Origin of the sequence: Phytohabitans kaempferiae, assembly GCF_042433955.1 — a bacterium.
Classification (GTDB): domain Bacteria; phylum Actinomycetota; class Actinomycetes; order Mycobacteriales; family Micromonosporaceae; genus Phytohabitans; species Phytohabitans kaempferiae.
Window position 1 is genome coordinate 587,768 of record NZ_JBHLUH010000004.1, and the last position, 25,339, is coordinate 613,106.

At 70.5% G+C, this 25,339-nt stretch carries 26 protein-coding genes and 1 pseudogene; 9 read left to right on the plus strand and 18 right to left on the minus strand.

What is annotated here, in order from left to right:
• Window positions 1-113: 113 nt before the first annotated feature.
• The 6 genes from ACFFIA_RS03915 to mqnC all read right to left on the minus strand — a co-directional run bounded on the left by ACFFIA_RS03915 (window position 114) and on the right by mqnC (window position 5,077).
• On the minus strand, window positions 114-788 hold the full coding sequence (locus ACFFIA_RS03915) for a NuoB/complex I 20 kDa subunit family protein (protein ID WP_377245319.1): 675 nt from the start codon (window positions 786-788) through the stop codon (window positions 114-116).
• 13 nt (window positions 789-801) lie between these two features.
• Window positions 802-1,167, minus strand: coding sequence for an NADH-quinone oxidoreductase subunit A (locus tag ACFFIA_RS03920; RefSeq protein WP_377245322.1), 366 nt, complete (start codon window positions 1,165-1,167; stop codon window positions 802-804).
• 73 nt (window positions 1,168-1,240) lie between these two features.
• A complete protein-coding gene (locus tag ACFFIA_RS03925) occupies window positions 1,241-2,503 on the minus strand; it encodes a geranylgeranyl reductase family protein (RefSeq protein ID WP_377245325.1) in 1,263 nt (420 codons plus the stop codon).
• Between the two features lie 97 nt (window positions 2,504-2,600).
• Complete coding sequence (locus tag ACFFIA_RS03930) at window positions 2,601-2,828, minus strand: hypothetical protein (protein ID WP_377245328.1); 228 nt, start codon at window positions 2,826-2,828, stop codon at window positions 2,601-2,603.
• Between the two features lie 40 nt (window positions 2,829-2,868).
• Window positions 2,869-3,561 (minus strand): demethylmenaquinone methyltransferase, encoded by a 693-nt coding sequence (locus ACFFIA_RS03935; RefSeq protein ID WP_377245331.1) that lies wholly within the window; start codon window positions 3,559-3,561, stop codon window positions 2,869-2,871.
• 319 nt (window positions 3,562-3,880) lie between these two features.
• Window positions 3,881-5,077 (minus strand): cyclic dehypoxanthinyl futalosine synthase, encoded by a 1,197-nt coding sequence (mqnC, locus tag ACFFIA_RS03940; RefSeq protein ID WP_377245334.1) that lies wholly within the window; start codon window positions 5,075-5,077, stop codon window positions 3,881-3,883.
• 184 nt (window positions 5,078-5,261) lie between these two features.
• Here mqnC and ACFFIA_RS03945 point away from each other — a divergent pair, with 184 nt between their 5' ends.
• A complete protein-coding gene (locus ACFFIA_RS03945) occupies window positions 5,262-6,818 on the plus strand; it encodes a phospholipid carrier-dependent glycosyltransferase (protein WP_377245337.1) in 1,557 nt (518 codons plus the stop codon).
• On the opposite strand, the gene paaE is transcribed toward ACFFIA_RS03945, so the two are convergent.
• From paaE to paaA, 5 genes are read right to left on the minus strand one after another with little or no spacing between them, the layout of a single operon-like run.
• Window positions 6,806-7,912, minus strand: coding sequence for a 1,2-phenylacetyl-CoA epoxidase subunit PaaE (paaE, locus tag ACFFIA_RS03950; protein ID WP_377245340.1), 1,107 nt, complete (start codon window positions 7,910-7,912; stop codon window positions 6,806-6,808). The two genes, ACFFIA_RS03945 and paaE, sit on opposite strands and share 13 nt — an antisense overlap.
• Window positions 7,909-8,376, minus strand: coding sequence for a 1,2-phenylacetyl-CoA epoxidase subunit PaaD (paaD, locus tag ACFFIA_RS03955; protein ID WP_377245343.1), 468 nt, complete (start codon window positions 8,374-8,376; stop codon window positions 7,909-7,911). The genes paaE and paaD overlap by 4 nt, the downstream gene beginning before the upstream one ends.
• Window positions 8,370-9,065, minus strand: coding sequence for a 1,2-phenylacetyl-CoA epoxidase subunit PaaC (paaC, locus tag ACFFIA_RS03960; protein WP_377245346.1), 696 nt, complete (start codon window positions 9,063-9,065; stop codon window positions 8,370-8,372). Before paaC ends, paaD begins: the two co-directional genes overlap by 7 nt.
• Complete coding sequence (gene paaB / locus ACFFIA_RS03965) at window positions 9,062-9,349, minus strand: 1,2-phenylacetyl-CoA epoxidase subunit PaaB (RefSeq protein ID WP_377245349.1); 288 nt, start codon at window positions 9,347-9,349, stop codon at window positions 9,062-9,064. The genes paaC and paaB overlap by 4 nt, the downstream gene beginning before the upstream one ends.
• Window positions 9,342-10,358 carry a 1,2-phenylacetyl-CoA epoxidase subunit PaaA gene (paaA, locus tag ACFFIA_RS03970; protein WP_377245353.1) on the minus strand — a complete coding sequence of 339 codons (1,017 nt, stop codon included), beginning with the start codon at window positions 10,356-10,358 and terminating at the stop codon, window positions 9,342-9,344. Before paaA ends, paaB begins: the two co-directional genes overlap by 8 nt.
• Window positions 10,359-10,638: 280 nt before the next feature.
• On the opposite strand from paaA, the gene ACFFIA_RS03975 reads away from it, so the two are divergent.
• Together ACFFIA_RS03975 and ACFFIA_RS03980 are read left to right on the plus strand one after the other, a co-directional pair.
• Window positions 10,639-11,568 (plus strand): serine hydrolase, encoded by a 930-nt coding sequence (locus ACFFIA_RS03975; protein ID WP_377245356.1) that lies wholly within the window; start codon window positions 10,639-10,641, stop codon window positions 11,566-11,568.
• A gap of 3 nt (window positions 11,569-11,571) precedes the next feature.
• Entirely contained in the window at window positions 11,572-12,483 is a 912-nt protein-coding gene (locus ACFFIA_RS03980) for a serine hydrolase (protein ID WP_377245359.1), read from the plus strand.
• 105 nt (window positions 12,484-12,588) lie between these two features.
• On the opposite strand, the gene ACFFIA_RS03985 is transcribed toward ACFFIA_RS03980, so the two are convergent.
• The 3 genes and pseudogenes from ACFFIA_RS03985 to ACFFIA_RS03995 form a co-directional block, all read right to left on the minus strand.
• Window positions 12,589-13,428: a menaquinone biosynthetic enzyme MqnA/MqnD family protein gene (locus tag ACFFIA_RS03985; RefSeq protein ID WP_377245362.1), complete on the minus strand. Its 840-nt coding sequence runs from the start codon at window positions 13,426-13,428 to the stop codon at window positions 12,589-12,591.
• Window positions 13,429-13,593: 165 nt separating this feature from the next.
• On the minus strand, window positions 13,594-13,911 hold the full coding sequence (locus ACFFIA_RS03990; protein WP_377245365.1) for a helix-turn-helix domain-containing protein: 318 nt from the start codon (window positions 13,909-13,911) through the stop codon (window positions 13,594-13,596).
• A pseudogene (locus tag ACFFIA_RS03995) lies at window positions 13,904-14,268 on the minus strand (type II toxin-antitoxin system RelE/ParE family toxin). The gene ACFFIA_RS03990 and the pseudogene ACFFIA_RS03995 overlap by 8 nt, the downstream one beginning before the upstream one ends.
• Before the next feature lie 186 nt (window positions 14,269-14,454).
• Between ACFFIA_RS03995 and ACFFIA_RS04000 the strand changes: the two are divergent.
• From ACFFIA_RS04000 to ACFFIA_RS04010, 3 genes are all read left to right on the plus strand, one after another.
• Window positions 14,455-16,458 (plus strand): HelD family protein, encoded by a 2,004-nt coding sequence (locus ACFFIA_RS04000; RefSeq protein ID WP_377245368.1) that lies wholly within the window; start codon window positions 14,455-14,457, stop codon window positions 16,456-16,458.
• A 108-nt stretch (window positions 16,459-16,566) separates the two neighbouring features.
• A complete protein-coding gene (locus ACFFIA_RS04005) occupies window positions 16,567-17,730 on the plus strand; it encodes a 4-hydroxybenzoate 3-monooxygenase (protein ID WP_377245371.1) in 1,164 nt (387 codons plus the stop codon).
• 55 nt (window positions 17,731-17,785) lie between these two features.
• Window positions 17,786-18,049: a hypothetical protein gene (locus tag ACFFIA_RS04010; RefSeq protein WP_377245374.1), complete on the plus strand. Its 264-nt coding sequence runs from the start codon at window positions 17,786-17,788 to the stop codon at window positions 18,047-18,049.
• Here ACFFIA_RS04010 and ACFFIA_RS04015 read toward each other — a convergent pair.
• Window positions 18,046-18,828: a DUF6082 family protein gene (locus ACFFIA_RS04015; protein WP_377245377.1), complete on the minus strand. Its 783-nt coding sequence runs from the start codon at window positions 18,826-18,828 to the stop codon at window positions 18,046-18,048. The two genes, ACFFIA_RS04010 and ACFFIA_RS04015, sit on opposite strands and share 4 nt — an antisense overlap.
• A gap of 367 nt (window positions 18,829-19,195) precedes the next feature.
• On the opposite strand from ACFFIA_RS04015, the gene ACFFIA_RS04020 reads away from it, so the two are divergent.
• From ACFFIA_RS04020 to ACFFIA_RS04030, 3 genes are read left to right on the plus strand one after another with little or no spacing between them, the layout of a single operon-like run.
• Complete coding sequence (locus tag ACFFIA_RS04020; RefSeq protein ID WP_377245380.1) at window positions 19,196-20,641, plus strand: FAD-binding oxidoreductase; 1,446 nt, start codon at window positions 19,196-19,198, stop codon at window positions 20,639-20,641.
• The gene (locus ACFFIA_RS04025; RefSeq protein ID WP_377245383.1) at window positions 20,638-21,675 is read left to right on the plus strand and encodes an FAD-binding oxidoreductase; all 1,038 of its coding nucleotides are present in this window, start codon (window positions 20,638-20,640) and stop codon (window positions 21,673-21,675) included. Before ACFFIA_RS04020 ends, ACFFIA_RS04025 begins: the two co-directional genes overlap by 4 nt.
• Before the next feature lie 10 nt (window positions 21,676-21,685).
• The gene (locus tag ACFFIA_RS04030) at window positions 21,686-22,933 is read left to right on the plus strand and encodes a (Fe-S)-binding protein (RefSeq protein WP_377245386.1); all 1,248 of its coding nucleotides are present in this window, start codon (window positions 21,686-21,688) and stop codon (window positions 22,931-22,933) included.
• An 89-nt stretch (window positions 22,934-23,022) separates the two neighbouring features.
• Here the strand turns inward: ACFFIA_RS04030 and ACFFIA_RS04035 are convergent, their stop codons facing one another.
• The 3 genes from ACFFIA_RS04035 to ACFFIA_RS04045 are packed head-to-tail and all read right to left on the minus strand — an operon-like array spanning window position 23,023 to window position 25,324.
• The gene (locus ACFFIA_RS04035; RefSeq protein WP_377245388.1) at window positions 23,023-23,310 is read right to left on the minus strand and encodes a hypothetical protein; all 288 of its coding nucleotides are present in this window, start codon (window positions 23,308-23,310) and stop codon (window positions 23,023-23,025) included.
• Window positions 23,307-23,840, minus strand: a complete 534-nt coding sequence (locus ACFFIA_RS04040; protein WP_377245391.1) for a SigE family RNA polymerase sigma factor — start codon at window positions 23,838-23,840, stop codon at window positions 23,307-23,309. The genes ACFFIA_RS04035 and ACFFIA_RS04040 overlap by 4 nt, the downstream gene beginning before the upstream one ends.
• On the minus strand, window positions 23,837-25,324 hold the full coding sequence (locus tag ACFFIA_RS04045) for a sodium:solute symporter family protein (protein ID WP_377245394.1): 1,488 nt from the start codon (window positions 25,322-25,324) through the stop codon (window positions 23,837-23,839). Before ACFFIA_RS04045 ends, ACFFIA_RS04040 begins: the two co-directional genes overlap by 4 nt.
• Between the last annotated feature and the right edge of the window lie 15 nt (window positions 25,325-25,339).

Genomic DNA, 25,339 nt, shown 5'->3' on the forward strand with positions numbered 1-25,339 from the left:
ATTCGCTGCGGGCCGTCGAAGCTCAAGCTCGCATTCCGGCTCGGCGGCGATGCCCGCGGGAAGCCACACGTCGGCTACAAGGCGCCGCCGACCCGGAACGCTCGTCCTCGCGCTCACCAGCGGCCTCCACCCTGGAGGTGCCTCTGCTCCTGCATCCACTTCTCGATGCGGAGCTGCTCCTCGCGTCCCTCGCGCACGGCCTGCGTCCACTCGGCGCGCTTGGCCTTGTCGGAGTGGTACGACGAGGGCATCGAACCGGGTGGCACGACCGGCACGTCGCCGCGGGCCTTGCGGGCCTCAAGCATCTTGCGGCCGTTGGCGCCGAGCGGCTCGTGCATGATCTTCTCGCGGAGCTTGAGGATCGCGTCGATCAGCATCTCCGGCCGCGGCGGGCAGCCCGGCAGGTACATGTCGACCGGCACGACGTGATCGACGCCCTGCACGATCGCGTAGTTGTTGAACATGCCGCCGCTGCTCGCGCAGACGCCCATCGACAGAACCCAGCGGGGCTCGGCCATCTGGTCGTAGATCTGGCGCAGCACCGGGGCCATCTTCTGGCTCACCCGGCCGGCGACGATCATCAGGTCGGCCTGGCGGGGCGAGGCACGGAAGACCTCCATACCCCAGCGACCCAGGTCGTAGTGCGGCGCACCGGCGGCCATCATCTCGATCGCGCAGCACGCCAGCCCGAAGGTGGCGCCCCACGTCGAGGTCTTGCGGGTCCAGTTGACCAGCTTTTCGACGCTGGTCAACAGGATGCCGCTCGGCAGCTTCTCTTCGATTCCCATGGCGCGTCAGACCTCAGTCCCAGTCCAGCCCTCCGCGCCGCCAGACGTAGGCGTACGCGATGAAGACCGACCCAATGAAGAGCAGCATCTCCACGAACCCGAAGATGCCGAGCATGTCGAAGGACACGGCCCACGGGTACAGGAAGATGATCTCGATGTCGAACACGATGAAGAGCATCGCGGTCAGGTAGAACTTGATCGGGATCCGCCCGCCGCCAACCGGCTCCGGCGACGGCTCGATACCGCACTCGTACGCGGCGAGCTTGGCCTTGTTGTAGCGACGAGGGCCGAGGATCGGCGCGATCGCGACAGAGAAGACCGCGAACGCCGCGGCGAGGGCGAAGACCCCGATGATGGGTACGTACGGCGAGAGCGACATCCTCTTTCCCCTGCTCGTCCTTCCCTGCCTGCGGCTACTTCGATCGATTCACACTATTCACCCGCGTGTGGGCTCACACCGCGGGGGCCACCCTGGTCATGGCGTTGATGACCCGGTCCATCGCGTCGCCACCGCGCGGATCGGTCAGGTTGGCCAACAGCTTGAGCACGAACCGCATCAGCGTCGGGTGCGGCATGCCGTGCCGGGTCGCGATCTTCATGATCTGCGGGTTGCCGATCAGCTTCACGAAGATGTTGCCAAGCCGGTAGTAGCCGCCGTAGCGCGCCCTGAGCTCGGCCGGATAGCCAGCGAGCGCCCGCTCGCGGGCCGGCCCGGCCGGTCGGGAGAGCGCCTGCACCGCGATCTCCGCGGCCAGCTCGCCCGACTCCATCGCGTAAGCGATCCCTTCGCCGTTGAAGGGGTTGACCATGCCGCCGGAGTCACCGACGAGGAGCACCCCCCGGGTGTAGTGCGGCACCCGGTTGAAGCCCATCGGCAGCGCGGCCCCGAGGATGGGGCCGTCGGCGTTGGCCTCGTCGGCCATGCCCCAATCCGGCGGAGTGCTGCCGAGCCAGTCGGTCAACAGCCGCCGGTAGTTGGTCTTGCCGAACGCGGCCGAGGAGTTGAGCACGCCCAGACCCACGTTAACCCGGCCGTCGCCCATCCCGAAAATCCAGCCGTAGCCCGGCAGCAGCTTGTCGGCCGCCTCCCGGCTGCGCAGCTCCAGCCAGGACTCGAGGTAGTCGTCGTCGTGCCGCAGCGGGGAGCGGTAGTAGCGGCGGACGGCCACGCCGATCGGCCGGTCTTCCCGCTTGGCCAGCCCCATCGCGAGCGGGAACCGGCCGGAGACACCGTCGGCGGCGATCGTCAGCGGCGCGTGGAACGTCTTCTCCTCGCCGTTGACCTCGGCGACCACGCCCACCGCCCGGCCGGTGCCGTCGAGCACCGGACCGGTCACGTTGGCCTTGGTCTGCAGCACCGCACCGGCCTTGACCGCCTGCTTGGCGAGCATGTCGTCGAAGTCGAGCCGGGTGCGCACAAGCCCGTAGTCGGGGAAGCTCGCCAGATCCGGCCAGTCGAGCTCCAGACGCACGCCGCCGCCGATGACCCGCAGGCCCTTGTTACGCAGCCAGCCCGCCTCCGGGCTGGTGTCGATACCGAGCTTCACGAGCTGCTTGACGGCGCGCGGGGTGAGCCCGTCGCCGCAGACCTTCTCCCGGGGGAACTCGGTCTTTTCCAGCAGCAGCACGCGCAGCCCGTGCTGGGCCAGGTGGTACGCCGTTGTGGAACCACCCGGACCGGCGCCCACGACAATGACGTCGGCTTCGTCGGTCACGGTGCCACCTCCGATCCGGTGCGCTCGTGAAATGCTTCACAAGCGTTTCCGAATGGAGTCTAGAACCGGGCCACGGGGCCCACTTGGTTAGGCAACCCTAACGTTCATGGACAGCCGCGATTTCGCTGGCCACGGGGCCCTCGCCGGTCGGATCGGCCGCCGCCGGATCCAGTTCCGTCACCTTCTCGCCATCGAAGTGCATCCCTGCACGCCCGAGCGCGGCCGTCAGGTCGGCCGCCAAGCGCTGCGCGGCCTCCGGGTGCTCCTCGGCCAGCCGCCGCATCTGCGCGACCATGTCCGCGATCGCGTCGTACTCCCCCGCCATTCGCGCAGCATAACGCCAGGTATGCCCGATTTGCGGCTATCTAACCGCGCGTCGCTCGGTGCAGCGCGACGATGCCGCCGGTCAGGTTTCGCCACCCCACGCCGCCCCAGCCGGACTCGCCGATCATGGTCGCCAGCCCCGCCTGGTCGGGCCACGCGCGGATCGACTCGGCGAGGTAGACGTACGCGTCGGGGTTGCTGGAGACGCGGCGGGCGACGGCCGGCAGCGAACGCATCAGATAGGACATGTAGACCTGCCGGAACGGCTCAAGCGTGGGGTGGCTGAACTCACACACCACCAGCCGCCCGCCCGGCCGCGTGACCCGGGCCAGCTCGCGCAGGGCGGCGGCCGGCTCGACCACGTTGCGCAGGGCGAACGAGATGGTCACCGCGTCGAAGGCGGCGTCCGGAAAGGGCAGCCGCAGCGCGTCACCGGCGAGCAGCGGCACGCCCGGCCGTACCCGCCGCCCGGCCTGGAGCATGCCGATCGAGAGGTCCAGCCCCACCGCGTACGCCCCGGAGGCGGCCAGCTGCTGCGTGGAGACCCCGGTGCCGGCACCGACGTCGAGCACGCGCTGCCCGGGCGCCAGGTCGAGCGCGGCCCGGGTCGCCTTGCGCCAGCCCCGGTCGCGGCCGAAGGAGAGGACCGTGTTGGTCAGGTCGTACCGCTGGGCGACGCCGTCGAACATCGCGGCGATCTCGTGCGGCTGCTTGTCCAGGTCTGCGCGGGTCACGGTCCCATCATCGGATACCGGAAAACGCCGTGGGCGGGGCGGTCTCCCACCTCGCCCACGGCGGTCTTGCTCTATGTAAACGACCGGCGCACGGTCGAGACGCACAAACACCATCCGGGGGCCCACCGGGACGGTGCCAGACGCGAGGACGCTAACCGGCGTTCGCGATCTCACGCGAGTCCTGGTTCGTTACCGGAGGGAGACCTGAACGTGACCTCGGTACCGGTTTGTCCGCATTGATGGCGAATTATCCGGCCACTGGCTCGTCCAAGTCCCATAAAGATCCAACGAACCGCTCGGCAAGTCCCGACCGTTCGGATTACGTGGTCTCCACCAACGGCAGCTCGATGCGGCTGCCGGCACCGCCGCCCGGGAGCGCGATCGAGGAGAAGTGGGAGACCACGCGGTCGTCCACCGGGTCGTCGGCCGGCGTGCGGTGCACGGCGAGGTGGCGGTAGAGCGTGTCGCGCTGCGCCGGCACGCGCCCCGCCGACCGGATCATCCAGATCAGCTCGTGCAGGTTGGACCGGTGCCGGGCGCCCGCCGAGGAGATCACGTTTTCCTCGAGCATGATCGAGCCGAGGTCGTCGACGCCCATGTGCAGCGAGAGCTGGCCCGCCTCCTTGCCGGTGGTGAGCCAGGACGCCTGAAGGTGCGCCACGTTGTGGAAGAAGATCCGGGCGACCGCGATCAGCCGCAGGTATTCCACCGTCGTGGCCTGCGTGCGCCCTTTGAGGTGGTTGTTTTCTGGCTGGTACGTCCACGGGATGAACGCCCGGAACCCGCCGGTGCGGTCCTGCACGTCACGGATCATCGCCATGTGCTCGATCCGCTCGGCATTGGTCTCGCCGGTGCCCATCATCATCGTCGCGGTCGACTGGACGCCGAGCCGGTGTGCCGCCTCCATGACCTCAAGCCAGCGCGCGCCGGACTCCTTCAGCGGCGCGATCGCCTTGCGCGGGCGCTCGGGCAGCATCTCCGCGCCGGCGCCGGCGATCGAGTCGAGCCCAGCCGCCTTGATCCGCACGATCGCGTCTTCGATCGAGACGCCCGAGACCTTGGCCATGTGCAGGATCTCGCTCGGGCCGATCGAGTGGATGGCGAGCTGCGGGTAGGCCGCCTTGACCGAGGAGAAGAGCTCCTCGTAGTACTCCACGCCGTAGTCGGGGTGGTGGCCGCCCTGGAGCATGACCTGCGTGGCGCCGAGCGCGACCGCCTCGCCGCACCGCCGCAGGATCTCCTCCATCGGATGCGTCCAGCCCTCGGCGTGCTTGGGGGCGCGGTAGAACGCACAGAACTTGCACGCGGTCACGCAGACGTTGGTGTAGTTGATGTTGCGGTCGATGAGGTAGGTCACGATCCCGTCGGGATAGCGCCGGCGGCGCACCGCGTCGGCGGCCTCGCCCAGCGCGTGAAACGGCGCGTCGGTATAGAGCAGCAGCGCCTCTTCCGGCGTGATTCGCCCGCCGCCGGCCCCCCGCTGCAAGATGTCATCGATCTCGGCGCTCGCGTTCACAAAGCCGAGACTACGGGAAGGTGAGACCACCGTTATGCTGACGCCGCGTTCTGTGAAGGTCGCCGCACCGCAGGCTCATTGTGTCAACTGTGCGATGGCCTCGCGCGCGCTTGCCCAAATCGCCTCAAGCCCGGGCAATTGGCTCCTAGTCTGACGGCTGACCGCCACCGGAAGCGAGGCGATCGTGACCGCCACCCTCGACAATGACGTGGAGGTGGGGCCAGAACCCGCCGGCCCGCCCCGCCGCCGGCGTCTGAAGCAGCTCGGCAGGCTCCTCAAGCGCCACAGCGCCCTGATCACACTAGTCACACTCGGCGGCGTCATCCGGGCGCTCTTCATGGTTTCGTACAAGCCGGCGTTCTGGTACTTCGGCGACAGCGGCGTGTACATCCAGATGTCGGAGCAGAAGGACCTCATCGCCAGCCCCACGCGAGCACTTGGCTACGTGGTGGCGCTGAAGATCCTCGAGCCCACCGGCACGTTCATGTCGCTGATCCTGCTCCAGCACTTCGGCGCGCTCGTGCTGGCCGTCGCGATGTACGCGTTCCTCCAGCACCGCGGCGCCCCCAGGTGGCTCTCCTGCCTGGCCGTCGTGCCGGTGCTCTTCGACTCGCTCTTCCTCACGGTCGAGCACTACCTGCTGCCCGACCTGATCCTCACGTTCTGCCTCAGCCTGGCGATCATCGTCGCGCTGTGGAACAGGAAGCCCGGCTGGATCGCCAGCGGCGCCACCGGCTTCCTGCTGGCCTGCGCGTGGTTCACCAAGCCGACCGCGCTGCCCGTGGTGATCCTGGTCGGGCTGCTGCTGCTCATCCGGTGGGTCGGCTGGCGGTCGTTCGTGGCGTACGCGGTCACGTTCCTCACCCCGTACCTGCTGGTCATGAACTGGATCGGCGACCGCCAGAGCGTCTACGGCTCGCAGTCCGGCATCGCCCTCTACGGCCGGGCCGCGATGATCGCCGACTGTGCGACCCTCGACCTCACACCGGAGCAGCGCTACCTCTGCCCCACCGACAGCTTCGACCGGGCCGACGCGTACTTCTGGACCAGCCCGCCGAAGCGGCGCTACCTGGCGTACACGCCGGAGGGCGCCAAGCTCTACACCGAATTCGCGGTCTCCGTGATCCGCCAGCAGCCAGGCGACTACATCCGCTCGATCAGCAAGGAGAGCCTGGCGCACTTCATCCCCGGCTTCCGCCTCGGCCCCGACAACGACTGCCTTCGCCAGCGGTGGGCACCGCCGGAGCAGTTCCGCGACGAGCTCACCGTGCCGCACCGCTGCCCGCCGGCCCAGGCCCGGGGCGACTTCAAACGGTGGGCGGCCGACCCGCAAACCGGACCCGAGGCAACCCCGGTGACCAAGGCGCTGAACTGGTACGGCAAGTACGTGCGGCTCATCCCCACCACGCTCTCGCTCAGCCTGCTGCTCACGATCGGGGCGCTCATCTCGGGCGTACGGGTCTTCCGGCAGCGCCTGCCCGGCCCGATCGTGCCCGGCCGCATCCGGCTCGACACGGTCCTGCTGCTCTCCACCGGAGTGGGTCTGACCCTGCTCACGGTCGCGATCGGCATGTACGAGGCGAGATACGCGATGCCCGCCCTGCCACTCGCCTCGCTGGGCGCCGCGCTCGCTCTCTACGGCCTGACCTTCGGGCGGATACGCCCCGAGTCGGAGACCACGGCCGAGTCAGGTCCAGAGCCACCGCCCGAGAAACCGAAGGCCGAGCCTCAGGCGTCGTAGTCGACCACGAGCCGCTCGGTCTCCGGGCTGGACTGGCAGGTCAGCACGTATCCGGCGGCCAGCTCGTCGGGCTCCAGCGCGAAGTTGCGGGCCATCGTCACCGCGCCCTCGACCACCTTCGCCCGGCAGGTCGAGCAGACCCCGCCCTTGCAGGCGAACGGCAGCTCCGGCCGCGCCTTCAACGCCGCGTCGAGCACGCGCTCGCCGGCGCCCATCGTGAAGCTCGACGCCCGCCCGTCCAGCAGGATCGTCACCTCGGTGCCGCCCCGGCCGTCGGGCTCCGGCCGCCGCGGCGGCTCCGGCGCCTCGTCCACATGGAAAAGCTCCGTGTGTACGGCCCGGTCCGGCACGCCTCGCTCGGCGAGCACGGCCCGCGCGTCGTTGACCATGCCGTACGGCCCGCAGAGGAACCACTCGTCGATCCGGTCGCCGGGCACGATCGTGTCGAGCAGCTCGGCGAGGCGTGCCCCGTCGACCCGGCCGGAGAGCAGGCGCGCCTCACGCGGCTCCCGGGAGAGCACGTGCACCACGTGCAGCCGCTCCGGATAGGTGTCCTTGAGGTCGGCCAGATCCTCGGCGAACATGACGCTGCGCGCGTACCGGTTGCCGTACACGATCGTGAACCGGCTGGCTGGCTCGACGGCCAGGGCGGTCGCGACCAGCGCGAGTACCGGCGTGATGCCGGACCCCGCGACCACCGCACCGTAGTGGCGGACCCGGTCCGGCGCGAACGCCGTGGTGAAGTGCCCCAGCGGAGGCATGACGTCGACCGTGTCGCCGGCCCGCAGCGAGCGGGCCGCGAAGGCGGAGAACGCGCCGCCGGGGATCTCCTTGACCCCGATCCGCAGCCGCCCGTGTGCGGCGAGGTCGGCGGGGGTGGAGCAGATCGAGTACGACCGGCGCACGTCCTCGGCCTCGGCGGCGAGCCGCACGGTCAGGTGCTGCCCGGCCCGGAAGTCGAACGTCTCGCGCAGCTCCGGCGGCACCGCGAAGGTCACCGCGACCGCGTCGTCGGTCAGCCGGTCGACGGCCCGCACGCGCAGCGGATGGAAGACCGGCCGGCGCCGCACCGGCTTCTTGAGCACGACTGTCATAGCGCCTTCATGTGGTCGAACGGCTCGGCACACGCCCGGCACCGCCACAGCGCCTTGCACGCGGTGGAACCGAAACGGCTCAGCTGCTCGGTCTCCGGCGAGCCGCAGCGGGGACAGCGCACGCTCAGCGTGAGCGCGACCGGCCCGGTGCGGTGGGGCGGGGCGATGTGCGCGGCGGTCAGCTTCGCGCGACCCGACTCGCTGATCCAGTCGGTCGTCCACGGTGGACCGAAGACGGTGCGCACCTCCGCGTCCGGATGGCCCACCGCCGCCAGCGCGGTGCGGATGTCGTCGCGGATCACGTCCATCGCGGGGCAGCCGGTGTACGTCGGTGTGATCGTCACGGTCACGTGCCCGGTGCCCTCGTCGACGCTGACGTCGCGGAGGATGCCCAGCTCCTCGATCGTGACGACCCGCAGCTCGGGGTCGACCACGGCCGCCGCGGCCTGGCGCGCGCTCACCATCTCGCCCCCGGATGCGCCCGGTGCAGCACCTGCATCTCGGCCAGCAGGTACGACAGGTGCTCGGTGTGCACGCCCGCGCGACCGCCGCCCGGCGCCCAGCCGTCGGCCGGCCGCGTCAGCGTCGCCTCGGCGAGCACGGGCTCCACAGTGGAGAGCCACTCGGCGCGACTCACCTCGCCGGCGGTCAGCTCGTGCGTGTACGGCCACAGCTCGTCGACCGCGTCCTGCATCCGCCGGTGCGACTCCTCGGTGCCGTCGCCGAGCCTGATCGTCCACTGTGCACTGTGGTCGAGGTGGTACGCGGACTCCTTGCGCGCCTTGCCCGCGATCGCCGCCAGCCGCTGGTCTTCGTGGCTCGCCAACCTCGTGTAGAGCGGCAACTGGTACGCCGAGAGGAAGAGCAGCTTCGCCATCGTGACCGCGAAGTCGCCGTTGGGCAGCTCGACCAGCAGGCAGTTGCGAAACTCCCGGTCGTCGCGGAGGAAGGCGAGCGCGTCCTCGTCACGCCCCCGCCCCTCGACCTCGCCGGCGTACGTGAGCAGCAGCCGCGCCGCCCCCAGCTGGTCGAGCGCGATGTTGGCGAGGGCGACGTCCTCCTCCATCTCCGGCGAGCTGGCGTGCCACTCGGCGAGCCGCTGCGCGGCGATCAGCGCGTCGTCGCCGAGTTCGAGCAGGCGGTCCACGTTCATAGGTACTGGGTCCCCTCGGGGACGTCGTAGAAGGTCGGATGGCGGTAGACCTTGTCGGCGGCCGGGTCGAAGAAGGCGTCCTTCTCGTCCGGGCTCGACGCGGTGATCTCGGCGGCCGGCACGACCCAGATCGACACGCCCTCCTGCCGGCGTGTGTAGAGGTCGCGCGCGTTGCGCAGCGCCATCGCCGCGTCCGGCGCGTGCAGGCTGCCCACGTGCCCGTGCGACAGCCCGCGGCGGGGCCGGATGAAGACCTCCCAGAGCGGCCAGTTGCCGTCAGACATCGGCGGCTCGCTTCTTGGCGTACGCCGCGGCGGCCTCGCGGACCCAGGTGCCCTCGTCGTGGGCCCTGCGGCGGTGGGCCATCCGCTGGCGGTTGCACGGGCCGTCGCCCTTGATGACGCGCATCAGCTCGTCGTAGTCGGGCTGCGTGTAGTCGTGCGCCTGGCGCTCCTCGTTCCACCGCAGGTCGGGGTCGGGCAGCGTCAAGCCCAGCACGCCGGCCTGCTGCACGCACATGTCCACGAAGCGCTGGCGCAGCTCGTCGTTGGAGAAGCGCTTGATCTTCCAGGCCATCGACTGCTCGGAGTGGGTCGAGTCGGCGTCCGGCGGGCCGAACATCGCCAGCGAGGGATACCACCACCGATCGATCGCGTCCTGTGCCATCGCCCGCTGCGCCTCGGTGCCGTGCGACAGCGTGTGCAGGATCTCGAAGCCCTGCCGCTGGTGGAAAGACTCCTCCTTGCAGATGCGGATCATCGCCCGCGCGTACGGCCCGTACGAGCAGCGGCACAGCGGCACCTGGTTGACGATCGCGGCGCCGTCGACGAGCCAGCCGATCGCACCGACGTCGGCCCAGGTGAGCGTGGGGTAGTTGAATATCGAGCTGTACTTCTGCCGGCCGGCCAGCAGCAGGTCGACCAGCTCGTCGCGGCTGACGCCGAGCGTCTCGGCCGCGGCGTAGAGGTAGAGGCCGTGCCCCGCCTCGTCCTGCACCTTGGCGAGCAGGATCGCCTTGCGCTTGAGCGTCGGCGCGCGACTTATCCAGTTGCCCTCCGGCTGCATGCCGATGATCTCGGAGTGGGCGTGCTGGGCGATCTGCCTGATCAGCGTTTTACGGTATGAATCCGGCATCCAGTCGCGCGGCTCCACCTTCTGGTCCGCCTGGATCACCGCGTCGAAGTAGGCCGCATCGCCGTGAGCCGCCCCGGTGTCACGAGCGGCCGCCTCGCGGAGTGCGACCTCGGCCGCCTCAACCTCGCCCAAGAGGTCCGGGATGTCGTTGCCGTACACCTCCCCAGTGTTACAGCTCAACGATTGCTTGGCCAGCATGTGTAATAGGTCAGCGCGGAAAGTAGTCGTACGATTACCTTAAGTATCCACAGTGGAGTGAGCAGCGTCACGGACGCATCGGTAATACCCACATCTATTGGACTATAAGCACTCAAATACGGTGCACTCCGAGGGAATGCCCAGCTTTGAGCCCCTCGCGAGTCGACGTTGGACCCGTAGACTCCACACGGTCGCCCCCCGGGCGCACACCCCTCGGCACTGAACACCATGGAAGCCCTTCATGCGTCCTCGCGCGATGGTGCTCGCGATCGCCGCGCTGATGGTCGGCGGCGGAGCCCTGTTCGCCGTCCCCGCCATCTCGGCGCGGATTGGTGACGAGCCCTTGACGCCGGCAGCCAGCGGCGCCGGCGCGGGCGGCGCTGTGCCTTCTCCGCTACCGTCGAGGTCGCCATCGCCATCCCTCGCTTCGTCGCCGGAGACATCCGTGGCCACCCTCTCCGCCGGACCGGTCAAGGTCTCCGTGGACGGCTTCGCAGCGTGGGCGCTGCTCGACCGAGCCACCGGCGAGATCGCCGGCTCCGACAACATGACGGCGACAAGCTCCACCGAGTCGATGGTCAAGGTCTGGCTCGTCGCCGACTACCTACGGCGCACCCCTGAGCCCACGGCCGAGCGGCTGGCCCAGGCGAGCACCGCGATCCGCGACAGCGACGACGACGCGGCCCAGGCGCTCTACCTCGCGGGCGGCGGCGACGAGGTGGTCCAGCGGATGATCTCGATGTGCGGGCTGACCGACACCAGCGTCGCCCGCCCTGGCTGGTGGAGCTACACGCAGATGTCCCCGCGCGATGCCGTGCGGCTCGGCGAGTGCGTGAAGAACGGCACCGCCGCCGGCCCGAAGTGGACCGCGTGGGTCCTCAAGGAGATGACCCTCGTGCGCGGCACGACCGCCGCGGAAGACCAGCACGAGACCTCGGGCGGGGGCCGGTGGGGCATCATCGACGGCCTCCCCGACGAGATCGTCGAGCAGGGCGTCGCCATCAAGAACGGCTGGACGTCGATCTGGGCCGATGGCAACTGGCACGTCAACTGCCTCGCCGTGGCCGACGACTGGGTCCTCGCCGTGATGCTGCGCTACCCGACCGATCGCGGTCTCGACTACGGCGCCGACATCTGCCGCTCCATCACCGAGCAACTGGTCCGGAGGTAGTCGATGGCGGGTAAGCGGCAGACCGGCCGCTGGGTCTTCTGGCTGCTGGGCGGCACCGCGCTGCTGGGGCTGGTGCTCGCCGGTCTCGGCCTGCGCACCCTGCCCGGCTCCCCGATCGCCGCCGAGGCCGCTTCGCGCAAGCAGACCGTCTCCCCCTCGGCATCCGCGGCCGCCGACAAGCCGAAGCCGTCGCCGACTCCCTCGCCCAGCCCCACGCTCAAGCCGCTGGCCGTGCAGCCGGCGGAGGTCAACATCGACGCCTCCGGCTGGTGGTCGTGGGCGCTGCTCGACCGGCGCACCGGCAAGGTCTACGGCTCGTCCAACATGACGCAGACCAACACCACCGCATCGCTGATCAAGTCGTGGATCGCCGCCGACTACCTGCGCCGGGCGGCGGAGAAGGGCCAGACCCCGACCGACGCGCGCATGCAGCAGGTCACGATCATGATCCGCGACAGCGACAACCAGGCGGCCCAGTCGCTCTGGGAGGCGATCGGCGGCTCCGCCTCGATCGGGCGGCTCATCAAGACGTGCAAGCTGACCGACAGCAGCGCCTACAAGAACATGTGGAGCAACACGCGCCTCTCCGCCCGCGACACCGCCCGGCTGGGCGCCTGCATCGCCGACGGCCGGGCAGCCGGCAAGACGTGGACCAAGTGGCTGATCAACGAGATGCGCGCGGTGCGCGGGGTCGGCGACTTCGGGATCCGCAAGGCGTTCCCGGTGGCCACGGCGAAGGACATCGCGATCAAGAACGGCTGGGTCACCCGCGACGCGCTCGGCGAGTGGCACGTCAACTGCCTCGCGATCGGCGACGGCTGGACGATGGGCGTGATGACCCGCTATCCGGCGAGCCTCGGCTACACGCACGGCGCCGAGATCTGCCAGAGCGTGGCCGAGCAGTTGAAGCGCTGAGCGGGTCGCCCAATCTCGGGCTGCGCCTGGCTCTCCGGTCAGATTGCGCCTGGCTCCCGGGTCTGCGCCCGCCCGCTCTCGGGTCTGCGCTCGCCGGCTCTTGGGTCAGAGTGAGAAGAATGCGGGTCCGTCGGCCGGCAGCGCGGGCACGTCGCCCCGCTCGGCGGCCCGGCCAGCAAACTCGCGCAGCCCCGACACCTGCCGCTCTCCCAGCGAGAAGTCGAGCACGCGGAAGTACGACGCCAGGGTCGCCGCGTCGAACGGCTCCCACCTGGCCGCGCTGACCGCCACGTCGTCCAGCTCGGCGAGGCAGAGGTCGCGCGAGTGCAGGAACGACTCGTGCACGTCCTTGACCACGCCCGGATGGTCGGCGGCGAAGTCGCGGCGTACCGCCCACACGGCGAAGACCATCGGCAGCCCGGTCCACTCCCGCCACGCCTGGCCGAGGTCGGTGACGGAGAGCCCGCGGCGCGGCGCCTCGTACAGCGCGCGCAGTGCCACGTCGCCGATCAGCACGCCGGCGTCCGCCTCCAGCAGCATCTGGGTCAGGTCGGGCGGGCAGCTGAAGTACTCCGGGCGGGCCCCGTAGCGGTCGCCGAGCAGCATCTGCGCCAGCAGCACGCCGGTGCGGGAGGTCGAGCCGAGCGCGACCTTGGCGCCGTCGAGGTCGGGCAGCGGGCGCGTGGAGACCACGTTGACCGAGAGCACCGGCCCGTCGCTGCCCACCGCGAGGCCGGGCAGGAGCAGCAGGTCGTCGGCGTTGCGCAGGTACTCCACCAGCGAGATCGGCCCGATGTCCAGATCACCGGCGACGAGCGCGGCGCTGAGCCGGTCGGGCGAGTCCTTGTGGAGGTCGACGTCGATGAGAGCGCCGGAGCGCATCAGGCCCCAGTAGATCGGCAGGCAGTTGAGGAACTGGATGTGGCCGACTCGTGGACGCCTCATGATCCCCACCGTATCGGCCGGTACGGGCCCGGAATCAGGCGGATGGCGTAGAAGTGGCCCACGCCGCAGGCGCGGGGGGCACCGCGAGCTGCCGCGCGGGGGCGCGTCACCTGCGGCGCGCGATGGTCCGCTCAGCCGTCGCGCCCATGGTGGTGCCTCGCCCGCTCAGGCGATGGCAGCTACGTCTCCATCCTCGAAGAAGATCGCCTGGTGGAGCCGTCCGCCAAGCGCGGCGGCGAAGCGGGCCACCACGTCCAGCCCGGAGATCTGCCCCTGCTCGATCTGGGACACTCGCCCCTTTGTGATGCCCATCCGCTCGGCGACCTGCTGCTGTGTCAATCCGCGGGCCCGACGCACCTCGCCCAGCCGATGCCCGATGACCTGCGCCAGCAACTCGCCCTTGCCGGCGTCCACCGCCTCCTCGCCGCCGGCTCGCCGCACGTGCTCAGCGCGGACTTCCTCCCAACGCACATAGCTATTCACCTGACGCCTCCCGTTGCGCCCGTTCTTTCAGATACAGCTCGTATCTCTGCTCGGCCAGCGGAATCGCCTTCTCATACCAGGCATTCCACTGCCCTGCCTTGTCGCCGGCCACGAGCAGAATGCTCGATCGCCATGGGTCGAAGACAAACAAGATCCGGACCGTGCCCGGCCGGAGCTCTTGAGATTTACGATCTTCGAGCCGGAGATCGTATCGACCAATGGGCGCCCGAGGGTCGGCCCGATGTCGGCCAGGAGGTCGATGGCTTGCACGACCCTGGCGTGTGTCGCCGAATCCAGCCCACCGATCCACTCAAGGACCTCGTCGACCAGGAAGACATCCCACTCGCCCGCGACCACGAGACGAGTATAGCGTTCGCTATACCTGTGCGGGGCAGGCAAAATCTGCTGGAAGTGACCATGCGCGGAGGGTAATGTCTATCCCTCGCTCGACGGCCGTGGTGAGAATGCACCGCATCGGACGTCCCTACGCGCCGAGGCCGACCGCCTTGGATACGCGAGCAGTCTCTGGACCACTGCTGAAGGATGACCGTGCCCGCACAGGATCTGGACACCGAACTCTCCGCCGAACGACAACACCTCACCGCCTCGCGGGCCGCCCTCAAGCGGATGCGCGAGCGGGCCGAAGCACTCTTCGCCACCGGTGACCAGGTGGCCGGCGACGCGTACGCGGCCGAGACGCTCGGGCGTACCCTCTCCCGCCGCGTGGCCGAGCTGGCCGACAGCCCCGACACGCCGCTCTTCTTCGGGCGCCTGCGCTTCACCGACAGCGACCACCACATCGGGCGGCGGCACGTCGTCGACGCGAGCGGGGAGCCGATGGTGCTCGACTGGCGGGCGCCGATCTCCCGGGCGTTCTACCGGGCCAGCGCCCGCGACCCGCAGGACGTACGCGTGCGGCGGCGGTTCGGATACAGCGGCGGCTCGCTGACCAGCTTCGAAGACGAGCACCTGGACCGGGGCGAGGAGCTGGGCACCGCCAGCCGCATCCTGACCGCCGAGATCGAGCGGCCGCGCGTGGGGCCGATGCGCGACATCGTGGCCACCATCCAGCCGGAGCAGGACGAGCTGGTGCGGGCCGACCTGGCCGACTCGGTCTGCGTACAGGGGGCGCCCGGCACCGGCAAGACGGCGGTCGGGCTGCACCGGGCGGCGTACCTGCTCTATCTGCACCGCGAACGGCTGCGCCGCAACGGGGTACTGATCGTGGGCCCCAACCGCGCCTTCCTGTCGTACATCTCGGCGGTACTGCCCGCGCTCGGCGAGGTCGAGGTCGCGCAGAGCACGCTAGAGGATCTGATCGAGCGAGTGCGGGTACGCGCGACCGACGCCCCAGAGGTGGCCGCGCTCAAGCACGACGAGCGGATGGCCGGGGTGCTGCACCGCGCGCTGTGGGGCAACATCCGCAAGCCGGAGGCGCCGATCGTGGTCTCCGACGGCTCGTACCGCTGGCGGATCGCCGAGGAGCCGCTGCGCCGCGTGGTCGACGAGGCGCGCCGGGAAGGGCTGCCCTACGAGACCGGCCGCGAGCGGGTACGCGCCCGCGTGGTCAGCCTCCTCCAGCGGCAGAGCGAGGCCCGCCGCGGGGATTCGCCGGGCGACGCGTGGCTGCGGAAGATGGGGCGGGCGAAGCCGGTGACCGAGTTTCTGGACGCGGTGTGGCCGGCCGCGACCCCCGAAGGGCTGGTGTACGGGCTGCTCTCCGACGCCGGCACGCTCGCCCGCGCGGCCGGCGACGCGTTCACACCCGAGGAGCAGCGCGCCCTCCTGTGGGCCAAGCCGGCGCGCACGCCCAAGGCGGCCCGGTGGAGCGCCGCCGACGCGGTGCTGATCGACGAGGCGGCCGGGCTGATCGAGCGCCCCACCGGCTTCGGCCACGTGGTGGTCGACGAGGCGCAGGACCTCTCCGCGATGCAGTGCCGGGCCATCGCCCGCCGCAGCGAGCACGGCTCGATCACCCTCCTCGGCGACCTCGCCCAGGGCACCGCGCCGTGGGCCGCCATCGACTGGCGGGAGTCGCTGCGCCACCTCGGCAAGCCGGACGCGCCGGTGGTGCCGCTGACGGTCGGCTTCCGCGTACCCGATGCGGTCGTCGCCCTCGCCAACCGGCTGCTGCCGGCGCTGGCGGTGGACGTACCCGAGGCGCGGTCGCTCCGCCACGACGGCGAGCTGATCCTGCGTGCGGCGGCCGACCTGGACGCCACGACGGTGGGCGAGGTCCGCGCGGCGCTGGCCCACGAGGGCTCGATCGCGGTGATCGCGGCGGACGCGGCGGCCGACCGGCTGCGGGCGGCGCTCGCCGAGGCCGGGGTCGAGGTGTCTGGCCTCGATGACGAGACGACGCGGGTCACGGTGGTGCCGGCGAGCCTGGCGAAGGGTCTTGAGTTCGACCACGTGGTGGTGGTCGAGCCGGCCGAGATCGTGGCCGCCGAGCCGCGCGGGCTGCACCGGCTGTACGTGGTGCTCACCCGGGCGGTCTCGCGCCTCTCGGTGGTGCACGCGGAGCCGCTTCCGGCCGCCCTTGTGTAAGGAACGTTGCAATGTAATTGTGTGGCAAGCGGGGGCCCGAGGTCTCCTAGGCTTCCGTACGACGGAAGGACCTACCGCTGCCGGGCCGATCGAGGGCAGCATGCTGGAATGCGTACCCAGGTTGCGATCGTCGGCGCCGGGCCCGCCGGCCTGATGCTGGCCCACCTCCTGAAGCTCGGCGGCGTCGACTCCGTGGTGATCGAGCGGCGCGGGCGCGACCACGTCGAGCGGCGAGTGCGTGCTGGCGTGCTCGAACACCCCACCGTCGAGCTGCTGCGGGAGGCGGGCGTCGCCGACCGCCTCGACCGCGAGGGCATGCCGCACCACGGCATATCGCTACGCTTCGACGGGGCCGATCACCGCATCGCGCTCACCGACCTCACCGGCAAGAGCATCACCGTGTACGGGCAGCAGGAGGTCGTCAAGGACCTCATCGCGGCCCGGGTCGGTGCCGGCGAGCCGCTGCTCTTCGACGTCTCCGACGTGGTGGTGGACGCGGCGGCACCACTCGTGACGTTCACCGATGCCGACGGCACGCCCCAGCGGCTGGAGTGCGACTTCGTCGCCGGCTGTGACGGGTCGCACGGGGTCTGCGCCGGCCGGGTCGAGGCGACCGTGCACGCGCACGACTACCCGTTCGCCTGGCTGGGGGTGCTGGCCAAGGCGCCGCCGTCGCACAGCGAGCTGATCTACGCGTACCACGACCGGGGCTTCGCACTGCACAGCATGCGCACGCCCGAGATCACCCGCCTGTACCTCCAGGTCGCCCCCGACGAGCGGATCGAGGACTGGCCGGACGCCCGGATCTGGGACGAGCTGGGGCGGCGACTGGCGGCGGACGGCTTCACGCTCGCGACCGGCCCGATCCTGGAGAAGGGGATCACCACGATGCGCAGTGTGGTGACCGAGCCGATGCGCCAGGACCGCCTCTTCCTCGCCGGCGACGCGGCCCACATCGTCCCGCCGACCGGCGCCAAGGGCATGAACCTGGCGATCGCCGACGTATGGGTACTGGCCGAGGCGCTGGGCGCGTACTTCCGGGAGGGGCGCACCGACCTGCTCGACGCGTACAGCGACACCTGCCTGCGCCGGGTCTGGCGGGCCGAGCACTTCTCGTGGTGGATGACGAGCATGCTGCACCGGGCGCCGGATGCGGACGAGTTTCAGCGGCGGCTGCAACTCGCCCAGCTCCGGTACGTCGCCACCTCGGAGGCGGCGGCCACCAGTTTGGCGGAGAACTACGTTGGCCTGCCCCTCCAGCGGCACGGCTGAATCACTGTCCACCCTGGAGGATCACCGGCTTGTGCCATCGGTAATCTCAGGCCTTGTGTCTCTTGACAATGGCGGCCCATTCGGCAAGATCGAAAAGCGCGTGGGCTCGACCCCACGCGAGCGAGGCAGTGTCGATAACGGGACCTGTCCTGACATCTTCCTGCTGAACGACGGGCGGTACGCCGTGATCGGCACGGACGCCACGGCCGAACTGGAGGGGCAGCTACCCTCCGACGCGGGCCGGGCGAGCCACGAGCGCATCGTCGTAATCAGCCGGGAGACACTTCTGCACGCCAAACGCGACATCCCTGACCTTTAGCCGGACGGCTTCGTCACAGACGGCGCATCCGAGTCCAGTCGCTCCCAGCGCCTGGGCTCCGCTTCACGCCCGAGATCGGTGGAACGCGCCGCGGCGACCAGGTCGTCGTACTCTCCGCAAATGCGGTTCGCCACCTCGGCGAAGGTGTGCTCCGGTGTGCCGGGCACCAACGACGTGCGGGCCTTGGCCGCGGCACGCCAGTACTCGCGCATCAACGAGCTGGTGAAGATGTAGCGCAGGTGGTTCTGCATCTGCCCGTCGGTGTAGTCGCTGATACGCAAGCCCAGCCATATATGTTGATAGATCAGGTTGGCGTACAGGTACTGCCGCTCTTTCTCGTGCGAGGCACTGGGATCAAGCGGTGGCCACACGGCCGCCAGCGAAGGATCATCGATGCTCATCCGGATGAGATCCACATGGAGCATTCGCAGGCTGGCTTCGGCACTGCGATGCAACTCCACACGAGACTGATTGAGTGACTCGCGCTGCATGGCGAGCTCGGCCCGTTGCAGCGCCAACTCCCTTGATTGCAGCCACAGCGTAACCACCAGTGCCGCCAGCGCCAGTCCGGACACGATCGCGTTGACCACACCGAAACTGTCGCCGACGTTTGCCCGGTCGGCCCAGCCGGTCGGTGTGCCAAAGCCTTGCAGGGAAGCCACAGCCGCGAGCCCAACCAGCAGGATAGCCAGCACGACCAGCACGGCGACCCCAATCCACTTCCCGGCGTAGACCGCCGCTTCGAGACCCGCCTCCCGACCCTTCGAGCGCGCGGTCATGGTCGTTCCGTAGCGAATCCAGGACTTGCATCCGCGACCGGAACAGCAGCCACCGTAGACTGCAATTGCAGCTCGAAATACAATTCCCGGTCGGACGCCGACCGATCTTCCGTTTCCGATCGAAAGCCTTTGCACCAGACACTGTCCCACCCCATGGGTACATAGTGTGCTAACCTCCGCAAGGTTGCCAGTGCGGAGGCATGAGCGATTAATGAAAGCCGCCTTCCCGACATTCATGTGCCACGCTTGTCAATGCGAATTGCAATACGCCTGATCGCCATATTGCAATTAGCGGTATATCCGGTGCGCGGACCATGGTCAACATCAGGTGCGACTGCTAGCGTCTGGGCAGGGAGGAGGCCCCCGAATGTCCCTCGCCGACCTGCGCGACGAGCTGACCGCCCGCCTCGGCGCCGACGGGCTGGTCACCGATCCGGCGCACCTGCGGACGTACGAGTGCGACGCGCTCACCGGCTACCGGGTCGTGCCCGCCCTCGTCGTCCTCCCCCGCGACGCCGCCGAGGTCGCCACCGCTGTGCGGGCCTGCGCGAGGTACCAGGTGCCCTTCGTCGCCCGGGGCGCGGGCACCGGCCTCTCCGGCGGGGCGCTGCCGGTCGCCGACGGCGTGGTGATCTCGCTCCAGCGGCTCCGGCGCGTGGTGGAGGTCGACCCGGTCGACCGGCGGGCCACCGTCGAGCCCGGGGTGACCAACCTCGACATCAGCCGGGCCGCCGCGAAGTACGGGCTCTACTACTCGCCCGACCCGTCCAGCCAGCAGGTCTGCACGATCGGCGGCAACGTGGCGGAAAACTCGGGCGGGGCGCACTGCCTCAAGTACGGCTTCACCGTCAACCACATCCTCGCCGTCGACGTCGTCCTCCCCGACGGGAGCACCACGCGGCTCGGCGGAGACGCGCCGCACCTGGCGGGGTTCGACCTGCTCGGCGCGTTCGTCGGCACCGAGGGCACGCTCGGCATCGTGACCGGCGTGGTCGTGCGCCTGCTGCACACGCCGGCGACCGTCCGCACGCTCGTCGCCAACTTCGACTCCACAAAGGACGCCGGTGACGCGGTGACCGCGGTGATCGCGGAGGGCATCGTGCCGGCGGCGATCGAGATGATGGACAACCTCGCGATCCAGGCGGTCAACGCGGCGGTCGACGCGGGCTTCGACCCCGACACCGCAGCCGCGCTGATCGTGGAGCTGGACGGGCCGGCCGACGAGGTGGAGGCCCGCTTCGCCGACCTCACTCGGCTCTGCGCCAGGGCGACCGAGGTGACCATCGCGCGCGACGCCGAGCACCGGGCGAAGATCTGGCAGGGGCGGAAGGCGGCGTTCGCGGCGGTGGGGCGGCTCAGCCCCAACTACTTCGTGCAGGACGGGGTCGTCCCGCGTACGCGGCTGGGCGAGGCGCTCACGCGGATCGCGGAGATGGGCGACGCGGCGGGCATCCGCGTGGCAAACGTCTTCCACGCCGGCGACGGCAACCTCCACCCCCTGGTGCTCTACAGCGAGGCGCGCGGCGAGCACGATCGGGCCGAGGCGCTCTCGACCGCCATCGCCGAACTCTGCGTCGAGCTGGGCGGCTCGCTCTCCGGTGAGCACGGCATCGGCACCGACAAGGCGTGCTCGATGCCGCGGATGTTCTCCGAAGACGACCTGGCCACGATGGAGCGGCTGCGCGCGGCGTTCGACCCCGAAGGGCTCTGCAACCCGGGCAAGGTCTTCCCGACCCCGCGGCTGTGCGGGGAGCGGCCGGGGCCGTACCGCCCGCATCCGCTGGAGGCGGCCGGCGTCATCGAGCGGCTATGAGGCCCACCTCCCTCGCCGAGCTGCGCGACGCCGTACGGGACACGCGTGGCACGCTGCTGGTCCGTGGCGCGGGCACCGCCGAGGGCTGGGCCGGCGCGCCCGACGCGACCGACCACGTGCTGGAGACGGCCGGGCTGACCGGCGTGGTCACGTACAACCCGGCGGACATGACCGTCGCCGTGCGGGCCGGCACGCCGCTGGCCACGCTTCAGCGGGAGCTGGCGGCGAGCGGACAGCGGATCTCGCTCGACCCGGCCCGCGCGCCCGCCGGTGCGACGGTCGGCGGGCTGGTCGCCACCGCCGACTCTGGACCGCTGCGGCACGCGTACGGCGGCCCGCGCGACCTGCTCATCGGCGTTACCGTGGTGCTCGCCGACGGCACGGTGGCCCGCTCCGGCGGACACGTCATCAAGAACGTCGCGGGATACGACCTCGGCAAGCTGCTCTGCGGCTCGTTCGGCACGCTCGGGGTGATCGCCGAGGTGGTGCTCCGCGTACATCCGCTGCCGCCGGCCGCCCGCACCGTCTCCATCCCCTGCGACGCGGCGGAGGCCGTGGAGATCACCGGACGCGTGTTGGAGGCACGGTTGGAGCCGTCCGCGCTGGAGTGGTGCGGCGGCGAGCTGCTGGCCCGATACGAGGGCGTGGAGTCCAGTGTGGAGCGGCGCGCGGCGGCCACGCCCGGTGGCACGATGCTCTCCTTTCTGGAGGCCGAGGCGGCCTGGCGGCGCGTGGCCGCGGTGAGCGACGGCGACCTGGTGGTGCGCTGTGGCAGCCGGCCCAGCCAGCTCCCCGCCGTCGCCAAGCACGCGACCTCTCTCACCAGCAGCGCGGCGGTGGGCGTACACACGCTGGCGGTGACCGACGTGAGCCGGCTGCGCGAGGAGTTCGCACAGGTGACGGTGCTCCGCCGGGCGCCGGGCATCCCCGCCTGGGGCGAGCCGCACGCGGCCGTCCCGCTGATGCGCGCGGTCAAGCGGCGATTCGATCCGGAGGGCCGGCTCGGCCCGGGACGGTTCGCGCCGTGGTTCTGAGGGAGGTGCGGTGGCTTTCGACGTAGACCTGGCGCTGCTCGACGAGTGTGTCCACTGTGGCTTCTGCCTGCCCACCTGCCCGACGTACGTGATTACCGGCGACGAGGCCGAGTCGCCGCGTGGCCGCATCTACCTCATGGACCTCGCCACGCGCGGTGAGGCGCCGGTGGACGGGCCGGTGACCCGCCACCTCGACTCCTGCCTTGGTTGCCTCGCGTGCGTGCCCGCCTGCCCGTCCGGCGTCAAGTACAACGCGCTGATCGACTCCGCCCGACCGCAGCTCGACCGCGAGGTGCCCCGCGACCGGTTCTTCCGCTCGATGGTGTTCGCGCTCTTCCCATACCCCCGGCGGTTGCGTGTCGCCGCGCTCGCCGGAGTGCTCTACGAGCGGCTGGGCCTCCGCTGGCTGACCCGCCGCTCAGGGCTGCTGCGCCGGATGCCGGCACGCCTGCGGGCGCTCGAAGGACTGCTCCCGCCCGTGCGCGTGCGGGACCTGCTGGGTCGTACCAGGGAAACGACGCACGCCGCACCACGACGCGACGTGGCCCTCCTGGCGGGCTGTGCCCAACGGGTCTTCTTCAAGCCGGTCAACGACGCGACCGCGCGGGTCCTCGCGGCCGAGGGCTGCCGCGTGGCCGTGCCCAAGGGGCAGGGCTGCTGCGGTGCGCTGAGCCTGCACACCGGGCGCGACGCGGAGGCGCGGGAGTTCGCGCGCCGCACGGTCGACGCCTTCGAGAGGTACGAGACGGTGGTCGTCAACGTGGCGGGCTGCGGCTCGGTGCTCAAGGAGTACGGCGAGCTGCTCCGCGACGACCCGAAGTACGCCGAGCGGGCAGCCGCCTTCGCCGGCCGCGTGCGTGACGTGAGCGAGGTGCTCGCCGAGCTGGAACCGGTCGCGGAGCGCCATCCGCTGCCGCTGCGGGTCGCGTACCACGACGCGTGTCACCTGGCCAACGCGCAGCAGATCACGCGCGAGCCGCGCGACGTGCTGCGCACGATCCCGGGCGTGGAGCTGGTCGGCGTGGCCGAGGAGAAGATCTGCTGCGGCTCGGCGGGCGTCTACAACCTGCTCCAGCCGGACACCGCCGAGCAGCTCGGGCGGCGCAAGGCGGAAAACCTGGCCGCCGCGCGCCCCGACGTGATCGTGACCGGCAACGCCGGATGCCTGTTGCAGATCCGCCGGTACGCCGAGAACGGCCCGCTTATCATGCACCCGGTGGAGCTGCTGGACCACTCCATTCGTGGGCTGGCACCGTGACCTCCGCCGCGGCGCTGCCGAGCAGTTGGAGCGCGCGACCGGAAGGGCTGCCCGGCTCGGCGTGGTAGACCTGCCGCCGGTCCGTTCGCCTACGGCGGGATCACGCCGCCGGTGGCGGTCGGGACCGGCTGGTTGATGCGGGAGCGGTCGTCGAAGATGATCGGGTCGTGGTCGCGGGTCTGGTTGAGCGCCCAGAGGCCGATCAGGTCGGCGAGCGCGAAGACGATGGCGATCAGCACGGCCAGGATGAGCCGCCGCCGGCGCTCGCGCCGCCGCCACTCGGCCCGCGCCTTCTTGTACGCGGGCGGCGCGGCCTCGATCCCCGCGGCGAGCGCGCCGAGCGTCTCCCGCAGTCTCTCTTCCGTGCTCCGGCTCATCGGCGTTCCTCCAGGACCCGCGTGAGGGCGGCCATCCCGCGCGACGTGTGCGACTTCACCGCGCCGGCCGAGATGCCCATCGCCTCGGCGATTTCCGCCTCCCGCAGACCCAGCCAGTGTCGCAGGACGAGCGCCTCCCGCTGCCGTGCGGGCAGCTCCTTGAGGGCCGCGACCAGGGCCCGCTGGTCGTCGTGGAGCAGCGCCTCCGCCTCCGCCGAGCTGCCCGCCTGCGGTGCCGCGTCCGGGGTGCTGTGCTTGCGTACGACCTGTAGGTGGCGCAGCCGCATCCGGGTGAGGTTGCAGACCACCGAACGCAGGTACGGCACCGCCGCATCCGCCCCGCGCAGCTTCTTCCACCGCCGGTACAGCTGGTAGAACGCCTCCGCCACGATGTCCTCCGCGTCGTCGGCACCGAGCAGTACGGCGAGGCGGACCATCGCGGCGTACTGCGTCTGGAAGAGCCCCGCCAGCGCGGCGTCGGCCTCGGTGGCGGCTCGCGCGGCGGCCTGTGCCTGGGTCAGTGGTGTCATGCGCGCACCGCCTCCTCCGAGCGGGCGAAGAACGGCGTGAGCCCGACCGCCACGACCATGTTGAGCGCGAAGGCGACCACCGCGGCGTACACCGGCACCTGCACCTCGCCGAACCCGACCGAGACCACCGAGGAGAAGCCGCCCCAGACCACCAGCAGCGTGCCGGTGGCCATGCCCACCGCCCAGCCGGCGAGCAGTGCCCACCGGTGCAGCCGGGTGGTGAAGAGGCCGATCGCCACCGCCGGGAACGTCTGGAGGATCCAGACCCCGCCGAGCAGTTGCAGGTTGATCGCGTCCTGGTTGCGCAGGCCGAAGACGAACGCCACCGCGCCGACCTTCGCGGTCAGCGACACCGCCTGGGCGATCCGGGTCTGGTGCTTCGGGGTGGCGGTGGGGTGGAAGTACTCGACGTAGACGTTCCGGACGAAGAGGGCGGCCGCCGCGATCGACATCACCGCCGCCGGTACGAGCGCGCCGACCACGAACGCTCCGAACAGCACGCCGGTCAGCGCGGCCGGCATGAGCTGCTCCACCAGCAGCGGTACGGCCGACTCGGCGTTGCCCGGTGGCGCGTCCACGCCGGCGGCGAGCGCGGCGATGCCGAGTACGCCGAAGAGGCCGAGCACCGCGGTCCATGCCGGCAACGCGATGGTCACCTTGCGCAGCGTGTCCGGCCCGGAGGCGGCGAAGGCGGCGGTGAGCACGTGCGGGTACACCAGCAGCGCCATCGCCGAGCCGAGCGCGAGCGTGGCGAAGGCGGGGAAGAGCGCGGGCTCCAGCGCGAGCGCGGTGTGCCGGGCCGCCGCCGTCTCGAACATCCGCCCCGGGCCGCCCATCTCGTCGAACACCACCGCGACCACCGCCAGCGTCGCCCCGAAGATCGCCGCGCCCTTCACGATCGAGATCACCGCTGGCGCGCGCAGCCCGTGCCGGTACGTGGCGATCGCCAGCACCCCGAACACCGCGACCAGCGCGAGGTCGCCGGCCAGCCCGCGGGGGTACAGCCCGCCCGCGGTGAGCACCGCCCGGATGCCGAGGAGCTGGAGCGCGATGTACGGCATCGTGGCGAGAATCCCGGTCAGCGCGACCGCGAGCGCGAGCGGCGGGGAGTCGTACCGCCCCTTCACGTAGTCGGCGACCGTGATGTAGCCGTTGTCGCGGGCCGCTGTCCACAAGCGCGGGAGCAGCACGAACGCGAGCGGATAGACGATCACCGTGTACGGGAGCGCGAAGAAGCCGAGCGCGCCGGCGCCGTACACCATCCCCGGTACGGCCGCGAATGTGTACGCCGTGTAGATCGTCCCGCCGAGCAGCAGCCAGGTGGTGGGCGCGCCGAACTGCCGGCCAGCCAGCGCCCAGCCCTCCAGTGTGGGCAGCGAGTCGTCCCGCCGGAACCAGCGGGCACCGACCGCCACCAGTGACGTACCGCCGACAACGGCGAGAAACGCGGCCACGGTGGCGAGCACGAGATCTCCCTGAAACATCGGGTAAACCGAATG